At 43.6% G+C, this 21,430-nt stretch carries 24 protein-coding genes and 1 tRNA gene; 21 read left to right on the top strand and 4 right to left on the bottom strand.

Going from position 1 to position 21,430, the window contains the following annotated elements:
* Positions 1-24 precede the first annotated feature (24 nt).
* Genes lgt through ACQKIC_RS13420 form a run of 4 tightly spaced genes read left to right on the top strand, consistent with a single transcriptional unit; the run spans position 25 to position 2,982 of the window.
* Positions 25-837, top strand: coding sequence for a prolipoprotein diacylglyceryl transferase (gene lgt, locus ACQKIC_RS13435; RefSeq protein WP_402870683.1), 813 nt, complete (start codon positions 25-27; stop codon positions 835-837).
* Between the two features lie 27 nt (positions 838-864).
* Positions 865-1,809, top strand: a complete 945-nt coding sequence (locus ACQKIC_RS13430; RefSeq protein WP_403079582.1) for a nucleoside recognition domain-containing protein — start codon at positions 865-867, stop codon at positions 1,807-1,809.
* Positions 1,799-2,467, top strand: a complete 669-nt coding sequence (gene ppaX, locus ACQKIC_RS13425; RefSeq protein ID WP_427591429.1) for a pyrophosphatase PpaX — start codon at positions 1,799-1,801, stop codon at positions 2,465-2,467. The genes ACQKIC_RS13430 and ppaX overlap by 11 nt, the downstream gene beginning before the upstream one ends.
* The gene (locus tag ACQKIC_RS13420) at positions 2,464-2,982 is read left to right on the top strand and encodes an acyltransferase (RefSeq protein ID WP_402954544.1); all 519 of its coding nucleotides are present in this window, start codon (positions 2,464-2,466) and stop codon (positions 2,980-2,982) included. The genes ppaX and ACQKIC_RS13420 overlap by 4 nt, the downstream gene beginning before the upstream one ends.
* A 14-nt stretch (positions 2,983-2,996) precedes the next feature.
* Here the strand turns inward: ACQKIC_RS13420 and ACQKIC_RS13415 are convergent, their stop codons facing one another.
* The 3 genes from ACQKIC_RS13415 to ACQKIC_RS13405 all read right to left on the bottom strand — a co-directional run bounded on the left by ACQKIC_RS13415 (position 2,997) and on the right by ACQKIC_RS13405 (position 4,863).
* A complete protein-coding gene (locus ACQKIC_RS13415; protein ID WP_402870694.1) occupies positions 2,997-3,143 on the bottom strand; it encodes a hypothetical protein in 147 nt (48 codons plus the stop codon).
* A gap of 63 nt (positions 3,144-3,206) precedes the next feature.
* Entirely contained in the window at positions 3,207-3,827 is a 621-nt protein-coding gene (locus ACQKIC_RS13410) for a class D sortase (RefSeq protein ID WP_427591428.1), read from the bottom strand.
* Between the two features lies 1 nt (position 3,828).
* Entirely contained in the window at positions 3,829-4,863 is a 1,035-nt protein-coding gene (locus tag ACQKIC_RS13405) for a processed acidic surface protein (RefSeq protein ID WP_427591427.1), read from the bottom strand.
* Positions 4,864-5,315: 452 nt separating this feature from the next.
* On the opposite strand from ACQKIC_RS13405, the gene ACQKIC_RS13400 reads away from it, so the two are divergent.
* From ACQKIC_RS13400 to ACQKIC_RS13330, 15 genes are all read left to right on the top strand, one after another.
* A complete protein-coding gene (locus tag ACQKIC_RS13400) occupies positions 5,316-6,545 on the top strand; it encodes an ATP phosphoribosyltransferase regulatory subunit (RefSeq protein ID WP_427591426.1) in 1,230 nt (409 codons plus the stop codon).
* Complete coding sequence (gene hisG, locus ACQKIC_RS13395; RefSeq protein WP_427591425.1) at positions 6,538-7,170, top strand: ATP phosphoribosyltransferase; 633 nt, start codon at positions 6,538-6,540, stop codon at positions 7,168-7,170. Before ACQKIC_RS13400 ends, hisG begins: the two co-directional genes overlap by 8 nt.
* A gap of 24 nt (positions 7,171-7,194) precedes the next feature.
* Positions 7,195-8,475: a histidinol dehydrogenase gene (gene hisD / locus ACQKIC_RS13390; RefSeq protein WP_427591423.1), complete on the top strand. Its 1,281-nt coding sequence runs from the start codon at positions 7,195-7,197 to the stop codon at positions 8,473-8,475.
* Between the two features lie 107 nt (positions 8,476-8,582).
* Positions 8,583-9,170, top strand: coding sequence for an imidazoleglycerol-phosphate dehydratase HisB (gene hisB / locus ACQKIC_RS13385; protein ID WP_402870712.1), 588 nt, complete (start codon positions 8,583-8,585; stop codon positions 9,168-9,170).
* On the top strand, positions 9,171-9,803 hold the full coding sequence (gene hisH, locus ACQKIC_RS13380) for an imidazole glycerol phosphate synthase subunit HisH (RefSeq protein WP_402870715.1): 633 nt from the start codon (positions 9,171-9,173) through the stop codon (positions 9,801-9,803).
* Positions 9,800-10,534, top strand: a complete 735-nt coding sequence (gene hisA / locus ACQKIC_RS13375) for a 1-(5-phosphoribosyl)-5-[(5-phosphoribosylamino)methylideneamino]imidazole-4-carboxamide isomerase (protein ID WP_402870718.1) — start codon at positions 9,800-9,802, stop codon at positions 10,532-10,534. Before hisH ends, hisA begins: the two co-directional genes overlap by 4 nt.
* Complete coding sequence (gene hisF, locus ACQKIC_RS13370; RefSeq protein ID WP_402870721.1) at positions 10,535-11,293, top strand: imidazole glycerol phosphate synthase subunit HisF; 759 nt, start codon at positions 10,535-10,537, stop codon at positions 11,291-11,293. It abuts the gene before it with no gap.
* The gene (hisIE, locus tag ACQKIC_RS13365) at positions 11,290-11,946 is read left to right on the top strand and encodes a bifunctional phosphoribosyl-AMP cyclohydrolase/phosphoribosyl-ATP diphosphatase HisIE (protein WP_402870724.1); all 657 of its coding nucleotides are present in this window, start codon (positions 11,290-11,292) and stop codon (positions 11,944-11,946) included. The genes hisF and hisIE overlap by 4 nt, the downstream gene beginning before the upstream one ends.
* A gap of 168 nt (positions 11,947-12,114) precedes the next feature.
* Positions 12,115-13,617 (top strand): tetratricopeptide repeat protein, encoded by a 1,503-nt coding sequence (locus ACQKIC_RS13360; RefSeq protein WP_402954514.1) that lies wholly within the window; start codon positions 12,115-12,117, stop codon positions 13,615-13,617.
* A 101-nt stretch (positions 13,618-13,718) separates the two neighbouring features.
* Positions 13,719-14,669 (top strand): thioredoxin-disulfide reductase, encoded by a 951-nt coding sequence (trxB, locus tag ACQKIC_RS13355; protein WP_402871328.1) that lies wholly within the window; start codon positions 13,719-13,721, stop codon positions 14,667-14,669.
* Between the two features lie 437 nt (positions 14,670-15,106).
* Positions 15,107-15,565 carry an 8-oxo-dGTP diphosphatase gene (locus tag ACQKIC_RS13350; RefSeq protein WP_402871330.1) on the top strand — a complete coding sequence of 153 codons (459 nt, stop codon included), beginning with the start codon at positions 15,107-15,109 and terminating at the stop codon, positions 15,563-15,565.
* Between the two features lie 43 nt (positions 15,566-15,608).
* Positions 15,609-16,508 (top strand): RNase adapter RapZ, encoded by a 900-nt coding sequence (rapZ, locus tag ACQKIC_RS13345; protein WP_402991305.1) that lies wholly within the window; start codon positions 15,609-15,611, stop codon positions 16,506-16,508.
* Entirely contained in the window at positions 16,498-17,478 is a 981-nt protein-coding gene (locus ACQKIC_RS13340) for a gluconeogenesis factor YvcK family protein (protein ID WP_402954508.1), read from the top strand. The genes rapZ and ACQKIC_RS13340 overlap by 11 nt, the downstream gene beginning before the upstream one ends.
* Positions 17,479-17,543: 65 nt before the next feature.
* Positions 17,544-18,497 (top strand): DNA-binding protein WhiA, encoded by a 954-nt coding sequence (whiA, locus tag ACQKIC_RS13335; RefSeq protein WP_402870734.1) that lies wholly within the window; start codon positions 17,544-17,546, stop codon positions 18,495-18,497.
* 24 nt (positions 18,498-18,521) lie between these two features.
* On the top strand, positions 18,522-18,779 hold the full coding sequence (locus ACQKIC_RS13330) for an HPr family phosphocarrier protein (RefSeq protein WP_402870738.1): 258 nt from the start codon (positions 18,522-18,524) through the stop codon (positions 18,777-18,779).
* 76 nt (positions 18,780-18,855) lie between these two features.
* On the opposite strand, the gene clpP is transcribed toward ACQKIC_RS13330, so the two are convergent.
* Positions 18,856-19,461, bottom strand: a complete 606-nt coding sequence (gene clpP / locus ACQKIC_RS13325; protein WP_402870740.1) for an ATP-dependent Clp endopeptidase proteolytic subunit ClpP — start codon at positions 19,459-19,461, stop codon at positions 18,856-18,858.
* A 289-nt stretch (positions 19,462-19,750) separates the two neighbouring features.
* Here clpP and ACQKIC_RS13320 point away from each other — a divergent pair.
* Positions 19,751-19,822 (top strand) — tRNA-Arg (locus ACQKIC_RS13320).
* A 258-nt stretch (positions 19,823-20,080) separates the two neighbouring features.
* Positions 20,081-21,418 (top strand): RNA polymerase factor sigma-54, encoded by a 1,338-nt coding sequence (gene rpoN / locus ACQKIC_RS13315; protein WP_402870743.1) that lies wholly within the window; start codon positions 20,081-20,083, stop codon positions 21,416-21,418.
* Positions 21,419-21,430: the final 12 nt, after the last annotated feature.

The following is a 21,430-nucleotide window of genomic DNA, read 5'->3' as shown; positions in this document are numbered from 1 at the left end:
AGTTATCAGAAAAGAGGGGAAAAAATGGAGCAAGGAATTCAACCACTAAATCCGATTGCGATTGAACTTGGTTCCATCCAGATACATTGGTATGGGCTGATTATCGGGTTTGGGGTACTACTGGGCCTTATCATTGCCTTAAGGGAATCAGAACGCCGAGGTCTGGACAAGGAACTATTTACGGATATGATCCTGTTTGCAGTGCCCATTGCGATTATATGTGCACGCATTTATTATGTTATCTTCCAATGGGATTATTATTCACAAAACCCCGGGGACATCATTAAAATATGGAATGGCGGAATTGCCATCCATGGGGCATTAATCGGTTCGGTCCTAACCGCCATCATCTTCGCAAAGGTAAAGAACGTATCATTTTGGAAGTTGGCGGATATCGCTGCTCCAAGTTTGTTGCTAGGTCAGGCCATTGGCCGTTGGGGCAATTTCATGAACCAAGAAGCGCACGGTGGGGAAGTAACCAGGGCCTTCTTGGAAAACTTACATCTTCCAGAGTTCATTATTAATCAAATGTACATAAATGGAACGTATTATCACCCGACCTTTTTATACGAATCGGTCTGGAACATAGTCGGCGTGGTCATCCTCCTATTATTGCGTAAAGTGAACTTGCGTAGGGGAGAGTTATTTTTAACATACGTTCTATGGTATTCAGTTGGTCGCTTTTTCATTGAAGGGCTGCGGACCGATAGTTTGATGCTGACGGATTCACTTCGGATTGCCCAAGTGATTTCCATTGTCTTGATCATTATTGCTGTTGCTTTCATTCTTTATAGAAGGTTCCGTGGTCATGCGGATAAACGATATTTAGATGCATAGAGAATATGTGTAAAGGGAGAGGGCATAGTGATAGTAGATTCCGTTAAGAGGGGAATTCTTTCTGGTTTAAATACTACTTGGACATTGGGGAAAATCATTTTTCCGGTTACATTGATTGTGACGGTGCTTCAGTATACACCTGTATTACCATGGATGATTGACTTAATTGCGCCACTGATGAATTTAATCGGTCTCCCTGGTGATGCGGCCATCCCGCTTGTACTAGGGAACTTCTTGAATTTATATGCGGCAATTGCAGGAATCTTGACGCTCGATCTCACGGTAAAGGAAGTCTTCATCATTGCCGTGATGTTATCCTTTTCACACAATTTATTTATCGAATCGGGGGTAGCCATGAAAACGGGCGTCAAGCTGTGGGTCATTTTGCTGGTCCGGTTTGGTCTCGCCCTAGTGTCTGCCGTCATCATCAATCTCGTTTGGCAGGGTGGAACGGAAATGGCCCAAGGTTTTGCGGTTCCGGAGACAGTCGAGATTACCGGGACGGGTGCGATTCTATTACATGGGGTCATTCAGGCTCTATACGGAATTGGACAGCTGGCGCTCATCGTGATGCCCCTTATGGTCGTTGTTCAGATTATGAAAGACTTAAAATGGCTGGAGGCCTTCTCCAAGGCACTTGCTCCTTTTATGAAAATCCTGGGGATGAAGCCAAATACATCAATGCCATTTGTGGCAGGGCTGACGCTTGGCCTTGCTTATGGAGCGGGTGTGATGATTCAGGCTGCCAAGGAAGACAATGTCTCGAAGAAGGATATGACCCTCGCGTTCATCTTTTTAGTAGCCTGCCATGCCGTTATAGAAGATACATTGATTTTTATACCACTGGGGATTCCCGTTTTGCCTTTATTACTAATCAGGCTGGTCACCGCCATTGTCCTGACGATGGTAGTCGCTTATATATGGAATCGATACAGCAGTGTACAGAGGAAGGATGCCGCATATGAACAGTAAAATAACTACACTATTATTTGACCTGGATGGAACGTTGATCAATACGAATGAATTAATCATCGCCTCCTTTACGGAAACGTTGAACCATTATTATCCCGGACAATTCAAGCGGGAGGACATTATCCCATTCATAGGCCCGACATTGGTCGATACGTTTACTTCGATAGACCCGGAACGCGCGGATGAAATGATCGCCCGCTATCGCGAACATAATTGGAAAAACCATGATATGCTGGTAACCCAATTTGATGGGGTTTTCGAGACGGTCCAAACATTGAAGCAAAGTGGCTATAAGCTAGCTGTCGTGACGACGAAAAAAAGGGATATTGTCGAAAGAGGCTTACGCTTAAGCAAACTTGACCAATTCTTTGATGTCGTAGTCACTTTGGATGAAGTGAAACACGCAAAACCAGATCCGGAGCCGCTGTTAAAAGCATTAAAGCAGCTTGACTCAATTCCAGAAGAAGCGGTGATGATTGGCGACAGCCATCATGATATTCTTGGTGGAAAAAACACCGGAACGAGAACGGCCGGTGTTGCGTGGTCCATAAAGGGCCGGGAGTTCCTGGAAAGCTTTCATCCAGATTTCATGCTGGAGAACATGTATGATTTATTGGATATAGTAGAGGCTGAGAAGTTTGAAGAGGTTAAGGGATGAGACGGACGACCCGCTTTCCAGTGAAAGGGGCCAATTCACTTTGGCATGTGTATAAAACCGTCCCGTTCTGGAAAGTCGTGAAGAATTTTATTGTGATTCAACTAGCAAGATATACACCGTTTTTAGGCATGAAAAATTGGTTGTACCGGACCTTTCTGCGAATGGAAGTGGGAAAGCATACCTCGTTCGCCTTGATGGTCATGCCGGATGTCATGTTTCCTGAAAAGATTTCAGTGGGGCGGAATACAGTCATCGGCTATAATACGACGATTCTTGCTCATGAATATTTGATCGACGAGTACCGGTTGGGAGAGGTGGTCATTGGGGACGAAGTACTGATTGGAGCTAATTCCACCATTCTTCCGGGACTGACAATCGGAAATGGGGCAATTGTTTCAGCTGGGACGCTTGTTCATAAGGATGTTCCAGAGGGAGCTTTCGTTGGTGGGAATCCGATGCAGCTGATTTATACCAAAGAAGAAATGCTGAAGCGTGAACAGCAAACTTCTTTATAAGAAAAAGGACTTGCTCAATGAGTAAGTCCTTTTAGCTGGGACAAATCCTTTTTTAGCTGATCCATAACCTCTGCCAATGATATATTCTCTTCACTAGACGTGATTTCATATGTGTTTCTTACGATTTGAAAGAACTTTTCCTGCGCCCTTTTATCGGTCACGCGCCCGTCCTCCTACTCTCTTATAATGGAGAGAGGGCTGCAAAAAGGATGCAGCCCTCTCTTTTAATTGTCCACTTCCGATTTCAGTAAATCAGCAATCAATACATATCGCTCTGGTGCACTACCAATATATGAAAAAGGATAGCAGGTTGTTACCGTTAGCGTGGCTTTGGGCTTGGGTACGATCACGGTCCGGTCATCGGCATCAACAATACGGACCTTTCTTACCTTATACGTGAACGTGCCTGCTTCTGTCTTCGTGATTAGCAAGTCCCCCTTACCAACCTCACCTAGCTTCCGGAATACAGTGTCCCGATGGCCAGATAAAACGGAATTATCCTTTTCCCCAGGCAGGACAGAACCTGCATAATGGCCGACTCCCTTTTCAAGCTCATCCTCATCTGTTCCATGAAAAATCGGTAAGGTTGCTTCGAGCTTGGGGATATACAGTTCACCCACCAGGTCGCCCATTTCTGGCCTTTTTTCATATAGTTGATCAGGAACAGGGTCCTTTTTTTCTTGGTGTAGGGTCGCCGTCGACTCCACACTATCCGGCTTGTTCCATTTATAGAGGGCATAGCCTTTTAACAGCGTATAGGCATTCGTCGTCGTAAAATAAAACCCTACAATTATGAGGCAGGAAGCTACAAGGAGCAGCCACTTTTTCTTTTCCTTGGGATTCATCTTATTTTACGAGTGTCGCTTTTCTGATCAGCCTGTAGGCAAGGGCAATCATCACTAAGCCGATTAACGCACCAAAAAGATAGTTACCGGAAGTTTTGGGCATCAAAGCACCTTTTTCCGTTTTATGTGTAGGCTTTTCTTGTTTTACATCAGCCACTTTGGTTATGACCTTCGTTGTTTGCTTAAGGTCATTTCCTGTTTCTTTCACTAAATTGGAACCAATCATTTCCCCAGTCAATTTAAAATCAAGCAAGAGGTTGCCACTTAAGTCATAGATGGAGACTAGCAAGCTAGCATTCGTTAAATCCTCTAGCTGGAATAATGATTCAAGAGAAAGAGTGGAGGTAACGCCTTCATGAGTTAAGGAAAACTTGAATTGAATCTGCAACAAGTTTTGCAATTCATCATAAATTGAAAGCATTTCAGCCACTTGTTCAGCGGAAAGTTCATCGATTGTATCAAAGTATTCCAATTGTTCCATCTTATCGGCAATCGCCATTAAGCGTGATTCGAAGGAAGGGTCCTCGACGATGGGCAACAAATGGTTCATCAGGCGGTCGAGTTCTTCTTCTGTGAGATCGACTTCGGTAAATAGACCATCCATCAAATCAAGAAGATCCTCGTCGGCATAATCCATGTCCGATTCTAACTCCATATCAATGATATCTTGAATATCGTAAATGAAGTGGAACGAATCGAGAATGGTTTCCCCTTTTTCCATTTCGCCATATTCCACTAATAAGCTCGTAACCTCTTCTTCGGTCATTTCATATTCATCCAGGAGCTCCTGTAAAGATTCTGGAGTAACGATGGGACCACAAGTATCGCGTAGCTCTTCCAATGAATCGAAATCTTTCAAAGTTAAATCATAGTAGTCCAAGTACTCTTTTAACTCGTCTTCCGTCATTCTTATTTCAGCAAGATAGGCATTCAGCTCATCTTGATTGATTTTCATTGCGGCAAACCCCTTATCCCCGCCAAACCCGAACGTAAAAATGATGACACTTGCAACAATAAACGACAAAAATCTCTTCAAAATCATTTCCCCCTAAGAAGTTAAAATACACCTAAACCACTAAAAATTATAAATCCTCCATACCAAAAGATATATAACAATAATGAAAATCGAACAAAGATAGTAGAAAAGGACCGGGAAATAGGGTCTGACCCTTCCTGTTTTTTTCCAAAACCACGCCGCTGTAAGTCTCGGGTGCTTATAAGGAGTTTGGGAAATAGGGTCTGACCCCCTTTTTTCATTGACGGGAGGTGGGGGCAGGAGTACACTAGTAATAACTTCATCTTGTTACCATATTAGCGAACTAAAGCGATTTGATAGATAATTGCGATTATTTATAGGATTATGTTAGTTTTTTTGATAGTATTTTACATGTGACCCATAGTGGGGTTTTAAGATTGGCATATAGGAAAGATATAAGTATACACATATTTAATTTATCAAGGCCCTGCATTTTAAAAGAGGGGGGTCGAATGGAAATACATACAGTACCCATTATTCCAAAAGGATGTGCAGTCGTGACTAAGCCATTTATGTTTGAGAAACCGTTAGGGATGAGAGATACATTACCGATGCTATACGAAACCAAAGTATCGGTTCGAAATAAGATGAGTGATGAGATCAAGAAGTGGGGGTATCAATTTATTGAAACACCTGCTTTGGAATATTACGAAACGATCGGGGAAGCTTCTGCCATTTTGGATCAGCAATTATTTAAACTGCTTGATGCCCAGGGACATACGCTTGTGCTTCGACCGGATATGACGGCTCCAATCGCCCGGGTGGCGGCATCGAAACTGCTTAAACAACAAATCCCACTACGTCTAGCTTATTCAGCCAATGTGTATCGCGCCCAGCAACGTGAAGGCGGGAGACCGGCTGAGTTCGAGCAAATCGGCATTGAATGTATTGGAAACAAATCAATCAGTGCGGATGCGGAAATGATCGCGTTACTTACCGATGTCCTGAAGGCTGCCGGCCTCGAGGATTTCAAAATATCCATCGGGCATATCGGATTTTTACAGGAATTTTTCTTGAGCATATTAGGGACGGAAGAAAGAGCCTCGGTTTTAAGAAAGTTGTTATATGAGAAGAACTATGTTGGTTTTCGTGAACATGTAAAATCGCTTCCGCTTTCTTCTATTGATAAACAAAGGCTCATCGAATTCATTTCCTTAAGAGGAAGTGAGGGCACTTTGTCAAAAGCAATGGCGCTGCTTGAGAATGGAAAAGGACGGGATTCACTCGATGAACTGAGGGAACTGGCTGTACAGCTGAAGGAATTCGGTGTCGATCAGTATGTGAACCTTGATTTAACGCTAGTCAGTCATATGAGTTATTACACCGGAACGCTGTTCGAAGTGTATGCAGGTCAAGTCGGGTCGCCGATCGGGAATGGTGGACGTTATGACAACTTACTTGAAAAATTCGGATGGGATGCCTCTGCCACTGGTTTTGCAATTCGTGTCGACCGCCTTGCCGAAGCACTAGGCGAACCTAGTCAGCTAATTGCGCCGGAATGCATTTTGTTCAGTCCAGAGCGCCGAGCGGAAGCCCTTGCTTTTGCGAAATCGAAACGACTGGAAGGCAAGAGAATCACGATTCAAGATATTACGGTTGTACAAAATGTCGATGCGTTTACAAGAACTTTTTCTGATGTGCATATGTTTGTAGGGAATGGGGGGAATGGACAAGATGAGTAATAGCTTTTTAACAATCGCGATGCCTAAAGGCAGAATTTTTGAAGAAGCGGCAGAGCTATTAAGGAAGGCCGGCTTTCGTCTACCTCCTGAGTTTGATGATTCCCGTAAGTTGATCATCGAAGTGGAAGAGGAAAATCTTCGGTTCATTTTAGCGAAGCCGATGGATGTCGTAACCTATGTGGAGCATGGAGTTGCGGACATGGGGATTGCGGGCAAGGATGTAATGTTAGAGGAAGAACGCGATGTTTATGAGTTGCTAGATTTGAAAATCAGTGCTTGCTACTTAGCAGTGGCCGGTCTACCAGGAACGAAAATCAGCTCGTTTGCCCCTAAAATTGCGAGTAAATACCCGAATGTGGCCTCGAGTTATTTTCGCCAACAAGGTGAGCAGGTCGAAATCATCAAATTGAATGGTTCGATTGAGTTAGCTCCATTAATTGGCTTGGCAGAGAGAATCGTGGATATCGTCTCAACAGGTCAAACATTGAAGGAAAATGGTTTGGTCGAATATGCGAAAATTGCCAATGTGACTTCAAGGTTGGTGGCGAATCCTGTCAGTTACCGAATTAAAGAAGCGAGAATTACAGAAATTGTCGATCGTTTAGCGGAAATCATAGAACAATAATACGTACGTTTATGAGGTGGAAACATGAAAATTACACGGTTTGCAGAAGGGATTTCCTTGAAGCGTTCAGTTGATGCTGGTACTGCCGATCAACGAAAAGCGGTACAGGATATCATTTATGCTGTGAGAAAAAATGGGGATGAAGCATTACATAATTTTACGGAACGTTTCGACGGCGTTCGTCTTGATGAGTTTCTAGTTACCGAACAGGAAATCGAACAGGCAACAGCGGATTTAACTGAGGAGCAGGTAGCGATCATTCAGGAAGCGGCCGATAATATCAGAATGTTTCACGAGAAACAAATTAGGAACTCCTGGATCACAACCGATGAGAATGGAACGATGCTGGGCCAGAAAATGACGCCCCTTGATGCGGTTGGGGTTTATGTTCCCGGTGGAACGGCTGCCTATCCATCATCCGTTCTGATGAATGTGATGCCTGCCAAAGCTGCGGGTGTGAAGCGAATCGTCATGGTATCTCCACCTGGGAAAGACGGGAAATTGACACCGGCCGTTTTAGCCGCTGCGAAAATTGCCGGTGTGACGGAGATTTACAAGGTCGGTGGGGCTCAAGCGATTGCGGCACTTGCTTATGGAACAGAAACGATTGTGCATGTCGATAAAATCGTCGGTCCCGGCAATATATATGTAGCATTGGCGAAACGGGAAGTATTCGGGGACGTGGCAATCGACATGATTGCAGGCCCTAGTGAAATTGCCGTCCTTGCAGATGATACGGCTGTTGCTTCGGAAGTGGCCGCGGATCTGTTATCACAGGCAGAACATGATGCTCGTGCCTGTAGTGTCCTTGTGACGACTTCAATGGTTCTTGCAACGGAAGTGGCTAAAGAAGTGGAGAAGCAGGTTGCATTACTTCCACGGCGGGAAATTGCAGAAGCTGCGATTAAGGATTACGGGCGGATTGTTGTCTGTGAGAATATGGACGAGGCCATTGGTGCCGTAAATGAGCTGGCACCAGAGCATTTGGAAATTGTGACTCGTGATGCTCTTGAAGTGATGGCGAAAATCCGCCACGCCGGGGCCATCTTTATCGGCCGTTTCAGTTCGGAACCGGTGGGGGATTATTTCGCAGGACCGAATCATGTCTTACCTACGAACGGGACGGCCCGTTTCTCTAGTCCATTAAATGTTGACGATTTCCAAAAGAAATCGAGCATCATCATGTACAGTGAAACGGCATTCCGACAAAACGCGGCGAAAATTGCAGCATTTGCCCGAATGGAAGGACTCGAAGCCCACGCACGCGCCATCGAATCCCGTGGTGTGCAGGAACTTGGGAAATAGGGTCTGACCCCTAAATAAATCATTGAAAGTATTGATATATAAGTCTTGTCAAAGAGTTTGCGAACTTGGGAAATGGGGTCTGACCCCCGATTTGAGGAGGATTAGTTATGGAGCGTTTTGCTAGTGTGGAGCGGAAGACGAATGAGACGGATATTAGTTTGAGGTTTGGTGTCGATGGGGAAGGGAATTCGTCGATTGAGACGGGTGTTCCGTTTATGACGCATATGCTTGATTTGTTCACGAAGCATGGGAAGTTCGATCTTACTGTGGATGCGAAGGGGGATACGGAGGTTGATGATCATCATACAACTGAAGATATCGGCATTTGCTTAGGGCAGACGTTATTGGAAGCCCTTGGGGACAAGCGTGGCATCAAACGTTATGGAAATGCCTTCGTACCGATGGACGAGGCTCTTGCTCAAGTGGTCATCGATTTAAGTAATCGGCCGCATCTTGAGTTCCGTGCAGAGTTCCCTTCGCAAAAGGTCGGGACATTCGATACGGAATTGGTGCATGAATTTCTTTGGAAGTTTGCGCTTGAAGCACGAATGAACCTACATGTCGTCGTTCATTATGGCCATAACACGCATCATATGATCGAGGCAATCTTTAAAGCGCTTGGGCGTGCATTGGATGAAGCTACGTCCATCGATCCGCGAGAAAAAGGGATTCCATCGACGAAAGGAATGTTGTAAATGATCGGGATCGTCGATTACGGAATGGGGAATTTATTTTCCGTCAGTAAGGGGCTCGAACGTTTGGAAGCTGATTCATTCATTTCCGACGACCCAGCCGAGCTGGCCAAAGCTACAGGCATCATCCTACCAGGCGTCGGTTCATTCAGAGATGCGATGAGTCTTTTGGAAAAACAGAAGCTTGATGAGTTCCTGAAACAATACGTCGCCGATGGTGGATTTTTACTCGGGATTTGCCTTGGCATGCAACTTCTATTTGATGAAAGTGAAGAGAATGGACCAGCAAAAGGACTTTCTCTAATTCCAGGGAAAGTCGTTCGTTTTACCGGTGTTGATGCTAACGAACAAACATATAAAGTACCACATATGGGCTGGAACCACCTTGAATTTAAACAATCTTCGCCATTAATCGACGGTCTTGCAGAAGAGCATGTGTACTTCGTCCATTCCTATTATGCGGATACCGATGAATCTTATATGATCGCTTCAGCAACCTATGATGTGGAGGTACCGGCGATCGTGGGGAAAGGCAATGTGTTCGGCATGCAGTTTCATCCGGAGAAAAGCGGGCAGATGGGCATGTCTCTCTTGAAAAATTATTTGTCGTTAGTGGAAGGGGAGGAAAAAGCATGAGCAACTTTACGATTTACCCGGCGATTGATATGCGGGGCGGCAAATGCGTCCGCTTAATCCAGGGAGACTATAATCAGGAAACGGTCTATGGAGATTCTCCCTTTGATATGGCCAAAAGCTTTGCGGACCAAGGAGCAGAGTGGATACATATGGTTGATTTGGATGGGGCCAAAGAAGGCGTGCGCATCAATGACTCATACGTGATTAAAGCGGCAAAAGAGTTGGGGGCGCGTGTCCAAATCGGCGGCGGGATTCGGACGGAGGAGGATATTGCCCATTATCTCGATAACGGTGTAGAGCGTGTCATTCTTGGCAGCACAGCCGTTTCCAATCCTGAATTCACAAAAGAAATGATTAGAAAATACGGGAAACACATCGCGATTGGAATAGATGCGAAGGATGGTAAAGTGGCCACGCATGGTTGGCTACAAACCTCTGAAACACTGGCCATCGATCTTGGGAAAATTCTTGCTGATGCCGGTGCGGAAACGTTTATCGTGACAGATATCGCGACGGACGGGATGCTTTCGGGTCCTAATGTGAAGGGGATTGTCGCGATGGCGGAAGCAACCGGTAAGAATGTGATCGCATCAGGAGGCATCAGTTCGCTTGCTGACCTTATCAAACTCCAAGAATATGAAGCCCAAGGTGTGGCAGGGGCAATTATCGGCAAGGCCATTTATACGAACCGCTTCACGGTAAAAGAAGCGCTGGAAAAGGTGCGTGGTTAAATGCTGACAAAACGGATTATCCCCTGTTTGGATGTAAAGGATGGACGCGTAGTTAAGGGGATTCAGTTTGTTTCCTTAAGAGATGCGGGGGACCCTGTCGAACTTGCGGCCTTTTACGATCAAGAAGGAGCCGATGAACTGGTCTTCCTTGATATTTCTGCTTCGCATGAAGGACGGGAAACCATTGTCGACGTCGTTCAAAGTGTGGCAGGTAGCCTTGCCATCCCCTTTACGGTTGGCGGTGGGATTAACTCACTAGCGGACATGAAGAAGATTCTACGAGCAGGCGCTGATAAAGTGTCTTTAAATACAGCCGCCGTCCTACGACCTGACTTAATCAATGAAGGTTCCGATTACTTTGGAGCGCAATGCATCGTCATTGCCATTGATGCACGATATGATGAAGCACTTGGTTCTTGGCGTGTGTATACCCATGGGGGCAGAAAACCGACAGAATGGGAAGTCATAGAGTGGGCAAAGGAAGCGGTCAGCCGTGGTGCCGGTGAAATCTTATTAACTAGCATGGATTGTGATGGCGAGAAGCAAGGGTTTAACATTGCATTAACGAAAGCGGTATCTGAAGCTGTTTCCGTTCCGGTCATTGCCTCGGGTGGTGCCGGGAATGCGGAGCATTTCCAGACTGCATTTGAAGAAGGAAAAGCGGACGCGGCATTGGCGGCTTCAATTTTCCATTATAAAGAAACATCAGTTAAAGAAGTCAAAACGTTTCTCAAACAACAAGGAGTGGTTGTACGATGAATTTCGATACTATTAAATATGATGAAAAAGGCCTTATTCCAGCGATTATCCAGGATGCTGGTACAGGAGAAGTGCTTACACTTGCTTACATGAACAAAGAATCCTTGAATCTGTCCATTGCAAAAGGGGAGACGGTATTCTATAGCCGTTCTCGCAATGAGTTATGGCATAAAGGGGAAACGAGCGGAAATACACAAAAAATAGTCGAAATGAAATATGACTGCGACCAGGATGCATTAGTCGTGAAAGTTGTACCTGCAGGGCCCGCATGCCACACTGGTGCAACTAGTTGCTTTGGCACAACGATTTATAAAGATGAAGAAGTGCAACAATCTGGACCAACGAACGTGAATTTCCTAACGGAATTGGAAGGGTTGATTGCAGAGCGAAAAGCAGAAATGCCTGAAGGATCTTATACGACCTACTTATTCGAAAAAGGCGTTGATAAAATCCTGAAAAAAGTGGGGGAAGAATCGGCTGAAGTCATCATAGCTGCCAAAAACCGTGATGCCGAAGAACTTTCGATGGAAAGTGCCGATCTCCTTTATCACTTATTCGTCCTGCTACAAGAACAGGAATTACCTTTCCAGGCCGTTCTTGATGTATTAAAAGCTAGGCATTCCGTAAAAGACGAGCCAAAATCAAAGGCCTAAGCAGGTCTATTGCCCTCCTTCTTCGGAGGGTATTTTTTTTACAAAGGCCACCCGTCAAATCGAGAAAAAGGAAGTCAAATTTCAATTTCCAGTTTCTTGAATCGTTCGGCAAAAATCCTTCCATATGGTATAATACTATAGTTAATCAACTTGTAGATGGAGGATTACATGAGTAAAGACTCTAATTATGGCCAACAGGCAAAAATTCTAACCTTTCACCCAACTGGTGAGTATTACTTCACCAAGGGTTTAAAAGCATATCATAGACATGAATTACCAAAGTCAAAAAAATACCTGGAACGTGCCTTGGAACTTGAACCCGCTGAACCGATGATTGCATGCCAATTGGCAATTACTTGTTCGGAAATCGGAGAATACAATTATTCCAATAACCTTCTAGAAAATATCTTGGATGTAATGGATCCCTTTATGTCGGAATGCCATTACTTCCTAGCCAATAATTATGCCCATTTAGGCATGTTCAAGGAAGCATACCGCCATGCGAGTGCTTACCTGGATAAAGAGGAAGACGGGGAATTCAGTGACGACGCTGAGGATCTTCTTGAACTGATCACCTTTGAGTCAGATGGTTCGGAGGAAAATCCCTTCAAGCATGATGGCCTGATTGCCAAACAGGAGAAAGCGCGTGAATATTTGGAAGCGGGCGACTTCCCTAGAGCGATTGAAGTGTTAAAAGAAACGATTGCCGAATATAAGGATTACTGGTCCGCTTACAATAACCTTGCGTTAGCCTACTTTTACCTTGGGCAGGAAGATGAGGCGTTCGCCACATTGGATGAGGTCCTGGAAAAAAGCCCAGGAAACCTGCATGCGCTATGCAATTTAGTCGTCTTTTATCATTATCAACAGGAAGATGAGAAGGTGGATGAACTTGTTTCGATGCTCGAAAAGATCCGGCCGATGCTATCGGAACATCGCTTCAAGCTCGGTGCCACTTTTGCATTAATCGGAAACTATGCATCTGCATATAAATGGTTAAATGTGCTACAAAAGCAAGGATTTGAAGGCGACGGAACGTTCTACTATTGGCTGACGATATCGGCTCATCATTTAGGACATGAACAGGCCGCCAGAAAAGCATGGAAAAAGGTCATTGAAATGAATCCAGAAAAAGAAGGTATGGAGCCATGGGGGGATATGAACGCTACCTCTGATGGGTTTGAAAATCACCTTCCTTCTATTATAAAACGGCTTGATAGTGAATTTATCGAAGAAAGATTGTTTGCTATTTTCCTATTAAAGCACTCCGTTCATAAACCGAAGCTTTTGAAAAACCAGGTTTTCGGCATGAAGCAGAATTTCACCGAATGGGAAAAGGATTATGCTGACATGGTGCAGGAACCTAATAAAGACCGCCAACTGACAGCGATTGGTTTTGCCGATCGGACGGCAGAATTGTTATATCAGCATTTTCACCCTATCCAATTAAATGAAGCAGGCCTTTATTTAATGTGGTTTTCTGTCTTCGTCGAGGCTACCCATGCGAATCAGAAGCTGAACAATCCAGCAGGTTGGGCGTCAGCTGTCGAATATGTATGGAATAAGCTGAAAAACGAAAAGATGAGTAAACAGGTCATCGCGGATAAATATTTCATATCGGTGTCCACTTTGTCGAAGTATGTAAAGCTTGTTCAAAACCTGTTAGGTTGAGCAAATATTTGGACGAAAAATTATTTGTTATATAGGATAATAGGTAGGGAACACTAACCGTAGTGAAAGTTCCATTTGTAATGGAATATGAAGGAGTGAGAATTATGTCTGAAAAAATTTATGACGTTGTGATTATCGGAGCGGGTCCTGCTGGGATGACTGCTGCTGTATATACATCACGTGCGAACCTTTCAACATTGATGCTAGAACGCGGAGTGCCAGGAGGCCAGATGGCCAATACGGAAGAAGTCGAAAACTACCCAGGATTCGACACCATTCTTGGACCTGAGCTATCCACAAAAATGTTTGACCATGCTAAAAAATTCGGTGCGGAATACGCTTATGGAGATGTTAAGGAAATCATTGATGGGGAAGAGTACAAAACCATCAAAGCAGGCTCCAAGGAATTCAAAGCACGATCTATCATCGTTTCTTCAGGTGCGGAATATAAGAAAATCGGCGTCCCGGGTGAAAAAGAGTTGGGTGGCCGCGGTGTTTCTTATTGTGCTGTCTGTGATGGGGCTTTCTTTAAAGAGAAAGAACTGTTCGTCATCGGTGGAGGAGACTCTGCTGTTGAAGAGGGCGTCTACTTGACTCGCTTCGCTTCTAAGGTGACGATCGTTCATAGACGTGACGAACTTCGTGCACAGAAAATCCTTCAAGATCGTGCGTTCGCTAATGAAAAAATCGACTTCATCTGGAATCATACATTGAAACAAATCAATGAAGAGGGCGGAAAAGTCGGTAGTGTCACACTTGTTTCAACGGCTAACGGAGAAGAAAAAGAGCTAAAGGCAGACGGAGTATTCATCTATATCGGCATGCTTCCTTTAACCAAGCCTTTTGAAAATCTGGGCATCTTGAATGCTACGGGCTACATCGAGACGAATGATGTAATGGAAACACGGGTTCCAGGCATCTTTGCAGCTGGAGACGTTCGTGAAAAAACATTGCGTCAAATCGTAACGGCTACTGGGGACGGTAGTATCGCTGCACAATCGGTTCAGCACTATGTGGAAGAATTAAAAGAAAAGTTGCAAATTAAAGCGTAACGGCTTATACAAAAATTTACACTTCGTCATTGCGTTTTAACGAGGTTGTAACATCCATGCAATAAAGATTGGGTATAGTTAGGGTAGTATTGACCCCCTTTATTATATAACGTGTTGGGCACAGAGGAATCTGTGTCTTTTTTTTTGTATGGGGGACATGGGTTATGGGTACAAAGTGATTGTGTGGTCATGAATAATCAACCAAACCAGGAAGTTTCCTTTATTGTTAGCTTATTTCAAAAATAGTATAATGATAAGATATACTACACATAGTTTAATCATAGAGGTAAGATGTAAAATACAGCTTGTTTGTACTATAAGCATTTGTAAATCGCCAGATGGATGTCTAGCGGTGATTTAAGAATTGAACGGATACTCTAAGGAAGTCAGAGGAGAAGTTTCTATAGTCGAGCATAGGCCAATTTGAGGTGAAGAACGTGCAACGTGTCACAAACTGTGTATTAGTTAAGGACAATAAGATCCTTTTATTAAAGAAACCAAGACGTGGATGGTGGGTAGCCCCAGGCGGCAAGATGGAGCCTGGTGAATCAATCCGGGATGCCTGTATTAGGGAATACCGTGAAGAGACGGGCGTTTACTTGAAAAACCCCACCATTAAAGGAATCTTCACCTTCATTATGAAGGATGGAGACAAAGTATTATCCGAATGGATGATGTTTACTTTCTTTGCTACTGATTCCGATGGCATCAATGTGGATGTGTGTGAAGAAGGCGAGCTATTTTGGCACCCTATTGAAGATGTTAAAAAACTGGACATGGCTGAAGGGGATTATCATATTCTAGATTATATGGTTCAGGGAAGCGGAGTAATCTACGGTACCTTTACCTATACACCCGAGTTTAAGTTACTTTCCTATCGACTTGATCCAGGTTAATGATTATTTATAAAAGCAATTACTACTCCAGGGGGCGAAAAGAATGAGTGATGGGCAGATGAATGATACGCAGTTGGTCGTCATAACAGGAATGTCAGGAGCAGGAAAGACGGTGGCCATTCAAAGTTTTGAAGACCTCGGTTTTTTTTGCGTCGATAATTTGCCGCCCGCTTTATTGCCAAAGTTTTTGGAGTTGATGAAAGACTCTGGAAATAAGATGAATAAAGTAGCCCTTGTCATGGATTTACGGGGGAGGGAATTTTTCGATTCCTTGTTCCTTGCCTTGGATCAATTGACGGAAACATCATGGGTCTCCCCTAGGATCCTCTTTCTTGAGGCGGATGATGAAGCTTTGGTCCGTCGATATAAAGAAACGAGAAGGACTCATCCATTAGCTCCGATGGACCGGCCGTTAGAGGGCATTAAATTGGAACGGGACCTTTTGGATGAATTAAAAGGTCGGGCGCAGTTAATTTTCAATACGTCCCAGCTGAAGCCACGCGAATTAAGGGAAAAGATTGCATCTGAGTTTTCAAAGGATAAACAGGTTGGATTTTCTGTTAATGTCATGTCTTTCGGTTTCAAACATGGCTTGCCAATTGATGCGGACCTTGTGTTTGACGTGCGTTTTCTGCCTAACCCATACTATATCGATCAAATGAGACCAAAGACTGGCCTTGATAAGGAAGTGTCCAGTTACGTTTTAAAATGGGGCGAGACTCAAAAGTTTCTAGAAAAGCTGACGGATTTGCTTGCGTTCATGCTTCCGTATTATAAACGTGAAGGAAAAGCCCAGCTTGTTATTGCGATTGGATGTACAGGTGGTCAGCACCGTTCTGTAGCTTTGACCGAATACATTTCTAATTTTTTTAAAAAGAGCTATACGGTTCATGTGTCCCATCGTGATATCGAAAAGAGTAAGGGGAAAGTAGATGCCAGATAAAGAGAAACAGCCTAGAGTAGTGATCATTGGAGGGGGAACGGGCCTTCCAGTCCTACTTAGGGGGTTGAAGAAATACCCAGTAGATATAACGGCAATCGTGACGGTTGCTGACGATGGTGGAAGCTCCGGTCGTATCCGCGAAGATATGCACATCCCCGCTCCAGGTGATATCCGTAATGTCTTGGCGGCACTCTCGGATGTAGAGCCACTTGTCGAGCAGATGTTTCAACACCGTTTTCAAAGTAAAAATGAATTGTCCGGTCATTCATTAGGGAATCTAATCCTTGCTGCCATGACTTCATTGACGGGGGACTTTGTCCATGCAATCCAGGAAATGAGTAAGTTCCTGAATGTCCGTGGCAAAGTCCTTCCTGCTGCTAACCAAAGTGTGGTCCTTCATGCTGAAATGGAAGATGGAACGATTGTAACGGGAGAGTCGAAAATCCCCTTATCAGGCAAGAAGATAAAAAGAGTATTTCTATCTCCTCAACACATAAAGCCACTCAGTGAAACGATTCAGGCAATCAAGCAGGCCGACCTGATTGTGATTGGTCCAGGTAGTTTATACACGAGCATCCTTCCTAATTTACTTGTTCCAGGTATCGGAGAAGAAATAGCCCGCTCCAAAGCTAAGAAAGTGTACATCTGCAATCTAATGACCCAAGCAGGGGAGACACTGGATTATAGCGCGAGCGACCATATAAAAGCGATATATGATCACATGGGAAATGCCTACATAGATCGCATTCTTGTCAATGCTGAAGAAATACCATCTGAAATTCAGCAACGGTATCATGCGGAGTATGCAAAACCGGTTGTGTATGATGTCGAGAGTTTAAAAAGAATGGGCCTTGAAATCATACAGGGGCACATTTTCAGCTTTGAGGGGGACGTCATTCGCCATGACACCAAAAAGGTGGCGGATTTACTATATAATATGCTGATACATGAAAGTCATATAGCTCCTTAAATATAGGTGGAGACTGTCTTTTGACTAAAAAATAGATGACCTATGTTCAATTGGGGGTGAAATGAATGTCTTTTGCTTCGGAAACAAAAAAAGAACTGACTACATTGGAAAGTAAGGATTGTTGCGTGAAAGCCGAGTTGTGTGCGCTCATCCGGATGAACGGATCCCTTTCCTTTTCGAATCGTAAGCTTGTCGTGGATATACAAACGGAAAATGCGGCGATTGCCAGAAGGATCTATACACTTTTGAAAAAGAGTTATGAGGTCCAGGTCGAACTGCTCGTTCGTAAGAAGATGAAACTCAAAAAGAATAATGTGTATATTGTCAGGATGTCAGCGGGAGGACAGCGGATCTTGACCGATTTAGAAATATTAGGAGAAGGATTTGAAATTCTCCATGACATATCCGATAATATAGTTGGGAAGAAATGCTGTAAGCGTTCGTATATAAGAGGTGCTTTCCTTGCTGGAGGTTCGGTCAATAATCCAGAGACGTCATCTTATCACCTGGAAATTTTCTCTCTTTATAAAGAACATAATGATGCCTTATGTGAATTAATGAATAAGTTTGATTTAAAGGCAAAGACGCTTGAACGAAAAAAGGGATATATCATTTATTTAAAAGAAGCCGAGAAAATTGCCGAGTTCTTAAGCATTGTTGGGGCGCACTCAGCGTTATTAAGATTTGAGGATGTACGAATTGTCCGTGATATGCGTAATTCCGTCAATAGGCTCGTAAATTGTGAAACTGCTAATTTGAATAAGACGATTGGGGCTTCACTGCGGCAAGTTGAAAATATCCATTATATCGAAGACACGGTGGGACTAAGCATTTTGCCGGATAAGTTACGGGAAATCGCGGAGCTACGGATCGCCTTTCAGGATATTACCCTAAAGGAACTGGGTGAAATGGTTTCTGGTGGGTCGATCAGCAAATCCGGCATTAATCACAGACTGCGAAAAATTGATGAAATAGCTGATAGACTCCGTGGGGGAGAAGCTTTTTCTGCGAAAAAATAATAAGGTGTAAATGGAGAGATCAAGATGGTGGAAAAACAAATAGAAGTAAAACTGAAGACAGGTTTACAAGCCCGCCCGGCGGCTCTTTTCGTTCAAGAGGCTAACCGCTTTCATTCAGATGTTTTCCTTGAAAAAGAAGGAAAAAAGGTGAATGCCAAAAGCATCATGGGTTTAATGAGCCTTGCCATTAGTTCTGGTGTATCCATCAAGCTTATTGTAGACGGTCGCGACGAACAGGATGCGATGGAAGCGTTGGTAGAATTCGTACAGCAAGAAGGATAAGAAAAATGGGATGCTCACACGGCATCCCTTTTTTTATAGAAAAAACGGACTCGAATGGAGTCCGTTCAGTTTCGTATTAAGATTCTTTCTTTTCATCAAGGTGGCTACGAGTGATGACTTTGTCAATCAAGCCATATTCAAGAGCTCTCTCAGAAGTCATGAAGTTATCACGTTCTGTATCTCTTTGAAGAACTTCAAGAGGTTGACCAGTGCGGTCGGCTAAGATTTGGTTCAATTTATCTTTCAAGTGAAGGATTCGGCGGGCAGCAATCTCGATTTCCGTTGCTTGTCCTTGTGCGCCTCCAAGTGGTTGGTGAATCATGACTTCACTGTTAGGAAGGGCAAAACGTTTTCCTTTTTCCCCAGCAGCCAATAGGAATGCACCCATTGAAGCCGCCATACCGATACATACAGTAGAGACATTAGGCTTGATATATTGCATCGTATCATAGATAGCCATACCGGAAGTGATGCTTCCACCTGGGCTGTTGATGTATAATGTGATATCTTTTTCAGGATTTTCAGCTTCTAAGAATAGTAATTGAGCGACTATTGAATTGGATACATTGTCGTCGATAGCACTTCCAAGCATGATGATCCGGTCTTTTAATAAACGGGAATAAATATCGTAGGCACGCTCCCCACGACTTGTTTGTTCGATTACTGTAGGAATTAAATTCATGTTCATTTCCTCCTTCGATTAAGAGAATCATTTAAATTCTTTATGTATGTATGATACACTTTTTGGTCAATTAAGGTCAAACAAAACAAACCCGATATTTGATTATTCGTTCGACAATTTCCTATGAATGCTCCTTTCAAATTATATTTAATTTGAATTATGCCGTTCAGGGATGAATTTCCACTTTATCCATACTACCCATATATTAAGGTTTTAAACCTGAATGCCTCTTGCAAACAAACGGTTTATATCATATAATTAAGTCTGTTGTTAACCAACTTCCCATTCTGCCCTCGTAGTGCAACGGATAGAACGCAAGCCTCCGAAGCTTGAAATGCAGGTTCGATTCCTGCCGAGGGCATTACTAAATCTTCTGCTTATGTATTAAGCAGGGGATTTTTTTATGGAAAAAAGACTCGATTCTTGTTTGAAATCCTCGATTTTTTATCTGTTCCAAGGAAACTTTGTCATTTCCAGGAAAGTAGTCGTGATGGGCTTTGCCTCAGCATAAGCTATATAAAATACGACTATACCATTCCAGAAAAAAGTAAGCGTTTCCAAATTTTTGTGTAGAATTATCTCCTAATCATGTAAAATGGAATGGGGGAGGGATGAATCGATGAGTATGAACATGAAGGCAGGTCTTTTTCAACAGCAAACATTAAAAATGGCTATGACCCAGGAATTAATGCAATCTATTACATTGTTGCAGTATTCCACACAAGAGCTTACATCCTTTTTAGAAAACAAAGTGGAGGAAAATCCTCTAATATCCCTGGAACAACCAGTTTCCGCTTTATTTCAACCTACCTATGATCGTAAAAAAGGAAAACAACATATAAAAAACACGTATGACTCGAACTATTGGATTGAACAATTGAGTGAAGACACATTTTCACTTGAACAGCATGTCATGTCACAATTAAATCACCAAAAGCTAACCGGTGAACACCAAAAGGCTATATTGTTCTTGATCCGTAACCTTGATGAAAATGGTTATTTGCGGATTCATTTGGATGATATATGTGAACCCGGTATGTCTTCTGCCGTTTTGGAAGAAAGCTTAGGAATGTTACAAGAGCTTGAGCCACATGGTCTAGGGGCAAGGAATCTGCAGGAGTGCCTCCTTCTTCAGGCAAAAGCAGAAGGGGTGAATCCACTGGCGGAGTCCATCCTTGAAAACTATTTCCTTGAGTTCGTGGAAAAGCGCTGGAAAGACTTAAGTAAGAAGATTTGTGTCTCTTTGAAGGAAATACAACAAGTGCTTGATTATGTCCAGACATTGAACCCAAGGCCCGGGTCACTCTTTTTTCAGGAAAAGCCCTCCTATATTGTACCGGATGTAGTCGTGGAAGCGATCGATGGTATCCTGCTAGTCGGAAATTCAGATGGGAATTCGCCGAATCTACATGTAGATAAAGGGTATCTGAACCAAATGAAGAGTTACAAAGATCAAGGTGTACAGCGTTTCATTCAGGACAAGTGGCAGGAGTTTCAATGGATTTCAAAAGGAATCCAACAGCGTAAGGAAACCATTCTAAAGGTCATGCAAACGATCGTCGAAAAGCAGCCTGCCTGCTTTCTTCATGGGCTGAATTATTTAAAGCCAATGACGATGAAGGAGATCGCGGACGAAATCGGTATTCATGAGTCCACCGTAAGTCGGGCTGTCAAAGGGAAATATGTTCAAACACCTTTTGGTACATTAGAAATGAGGATATTTTTCACTACGTCCTTGCAGTCGGTCGGCCATGTGGAAGATATGTCAGGCATGCAGGCGAAAAAGTATCTGCAGGCAGCCATCCAAAACGAAAATAAGCAAAAGCCGCTTTCCGATCAAGATTTGGTGACTTGGTTAAAAGAAGAGAAGGGAATCATCCTGGCACGGCGAACCGTAGCGAAGTACCGAGAGCAACTGGGCATTCCCTCTTCGTCTAAACGAAAAAGATATGATTGAAAAGGATGAGTA

Source organism: Peribacillus sp. NPDC046944 (assembly GCF_050272735.1).
GTDB lineage: Bacteria > Bacillota > Bacilli > Bacillales > DSM-1321 > Peribacillus.
Note: the sequence above shows the minus strand (reverse complement) of the source record. Positions and strands in the feature narration are given on the sequence as shown.

Bases quoted from the DNA above. Each gene is read 5' to 3' on its own strand.
- hisB (WP_402870712.1), top strand. From the start codon at position 8,583: ATGGAGCGTTTTGCTAGTGTGGAGCGGAAGACGAATGAGACGGATATT.
- ACQKIC_RS13410 (WP_427591428.1), bottom strand. From the start codon at position 3,827: ATGAATCCCAAGGAAAAGAAAAAGTGGCTGCTCCTTGTAGCTTCCTGC.
- hisIE (WP_402870724.1), top strand. From the start codon at position 11,290: ATGAATTTCGATACTATTAAATATGATGAAAAAGGCCTTATTCCAGCG.
- ACQKIC_RS13400 (WP_427591426.1), top strand. From the start codon at position 5,316: ATGGAAATACATACAGTACCCATTATTCCAAAAGGATGTGCAGTCGTG.
- hisH (WP_402870715.1), top strand. From the start codon at position 9,171: ATGATCGGGATCGTCGATTACGGAATGGGGAATTTATTTTCCGTCAGT.
- hisD (WP_427591423.1), top strand. From the start codon at position 7,195: ATGAAAATTACACGGTTTGCAGAAGGGATTTCCTTGAAGCGTTCAGTT.
- rapZ (WP_402991305.1), top strand. From the start codon at position 15,609: ATGAGTGATGGGCAGATGAATGATACGCAGTTGGTCGTCATAACAGGA.
- ACQKIC_RS13340 (WP_402954508.1), top strand. From the start codon at position 16,498: ATGCCAGATAAAGAGAAACAGCCTAGAGTAGTGATCATTGGAGGGGGA.
- lgt (WP_402870683.1), top strand. From the start codon at position 25: ATGGAGCAAGGAATTCAACCACTAAATCCGATTGCGATTGAACTTGGT.
- ACQKIC_RS13330 (WP_402870738.1), top strand. From the start codon at position 18,522: ATGGTGGAAAAACAAATAGAAGTAAAACTGAAGACAGGTTTACAAGCC.
- ACQKIC_RS13360 (WP_402954514.1), top strand. From the start codon at position 12,115: ATGAGTAAAGACTCTAATTATGGCCAACAGGCAAAAATTCTAACCTTT.
- ACQKIC_RS13420 (WP_402954544.1), top strand. From the start codon at position 2,464: ATGAGACGGACGACCCGCTTTCCAGTGAAAGGGGCCAATTCACTTTGG.
- rpoN (WP_402870743.1), top strand. From the start codon at position 20,081: ATGAGTATGAACATGAAGGCAGGTCTTTTTCAACAGCAAACATTAAAA.
- clpP (WP_402870740.1), bottom strand. From the start codon at position 19,461: ATGAATTTAATTCCTACAGTAATCGAACAAACAAGTCGTGGGGAGCGT.
- hisF (WP_402870721.1), top strand. From the start codon at position 10,535: ATGCTGACAAAACGGATTATCCCCTGTTTGGATGTAAAGGATGGACGC.
- hisA (WP_402870718.1), top strand. From the start codon at position 9,800: ATGAGCAACTTTACGATTTACCCGGCGATTGATATGCGGGGCGGCAAA.
- whiA (WP_402870734.1), top strand. From the start codon at position 17,544: ATGTCTTTTGCTTCGGAAACAAAAAAAGAACTGACTACATTGGAAAGT.
- hisG (WP_427591425.1), top strand. From the start codon at position 6,538: ATGAGTAATAGCTTTTTAACAATCGCGATGCCTAAAGGCAGAATTTTT.
- ppaX (WP_427591429.1), top strand. From the start codon at position 1,799: ATGAACAGTAAAATAACTACACTATTATTTGACCTGGATGGAACGTTG.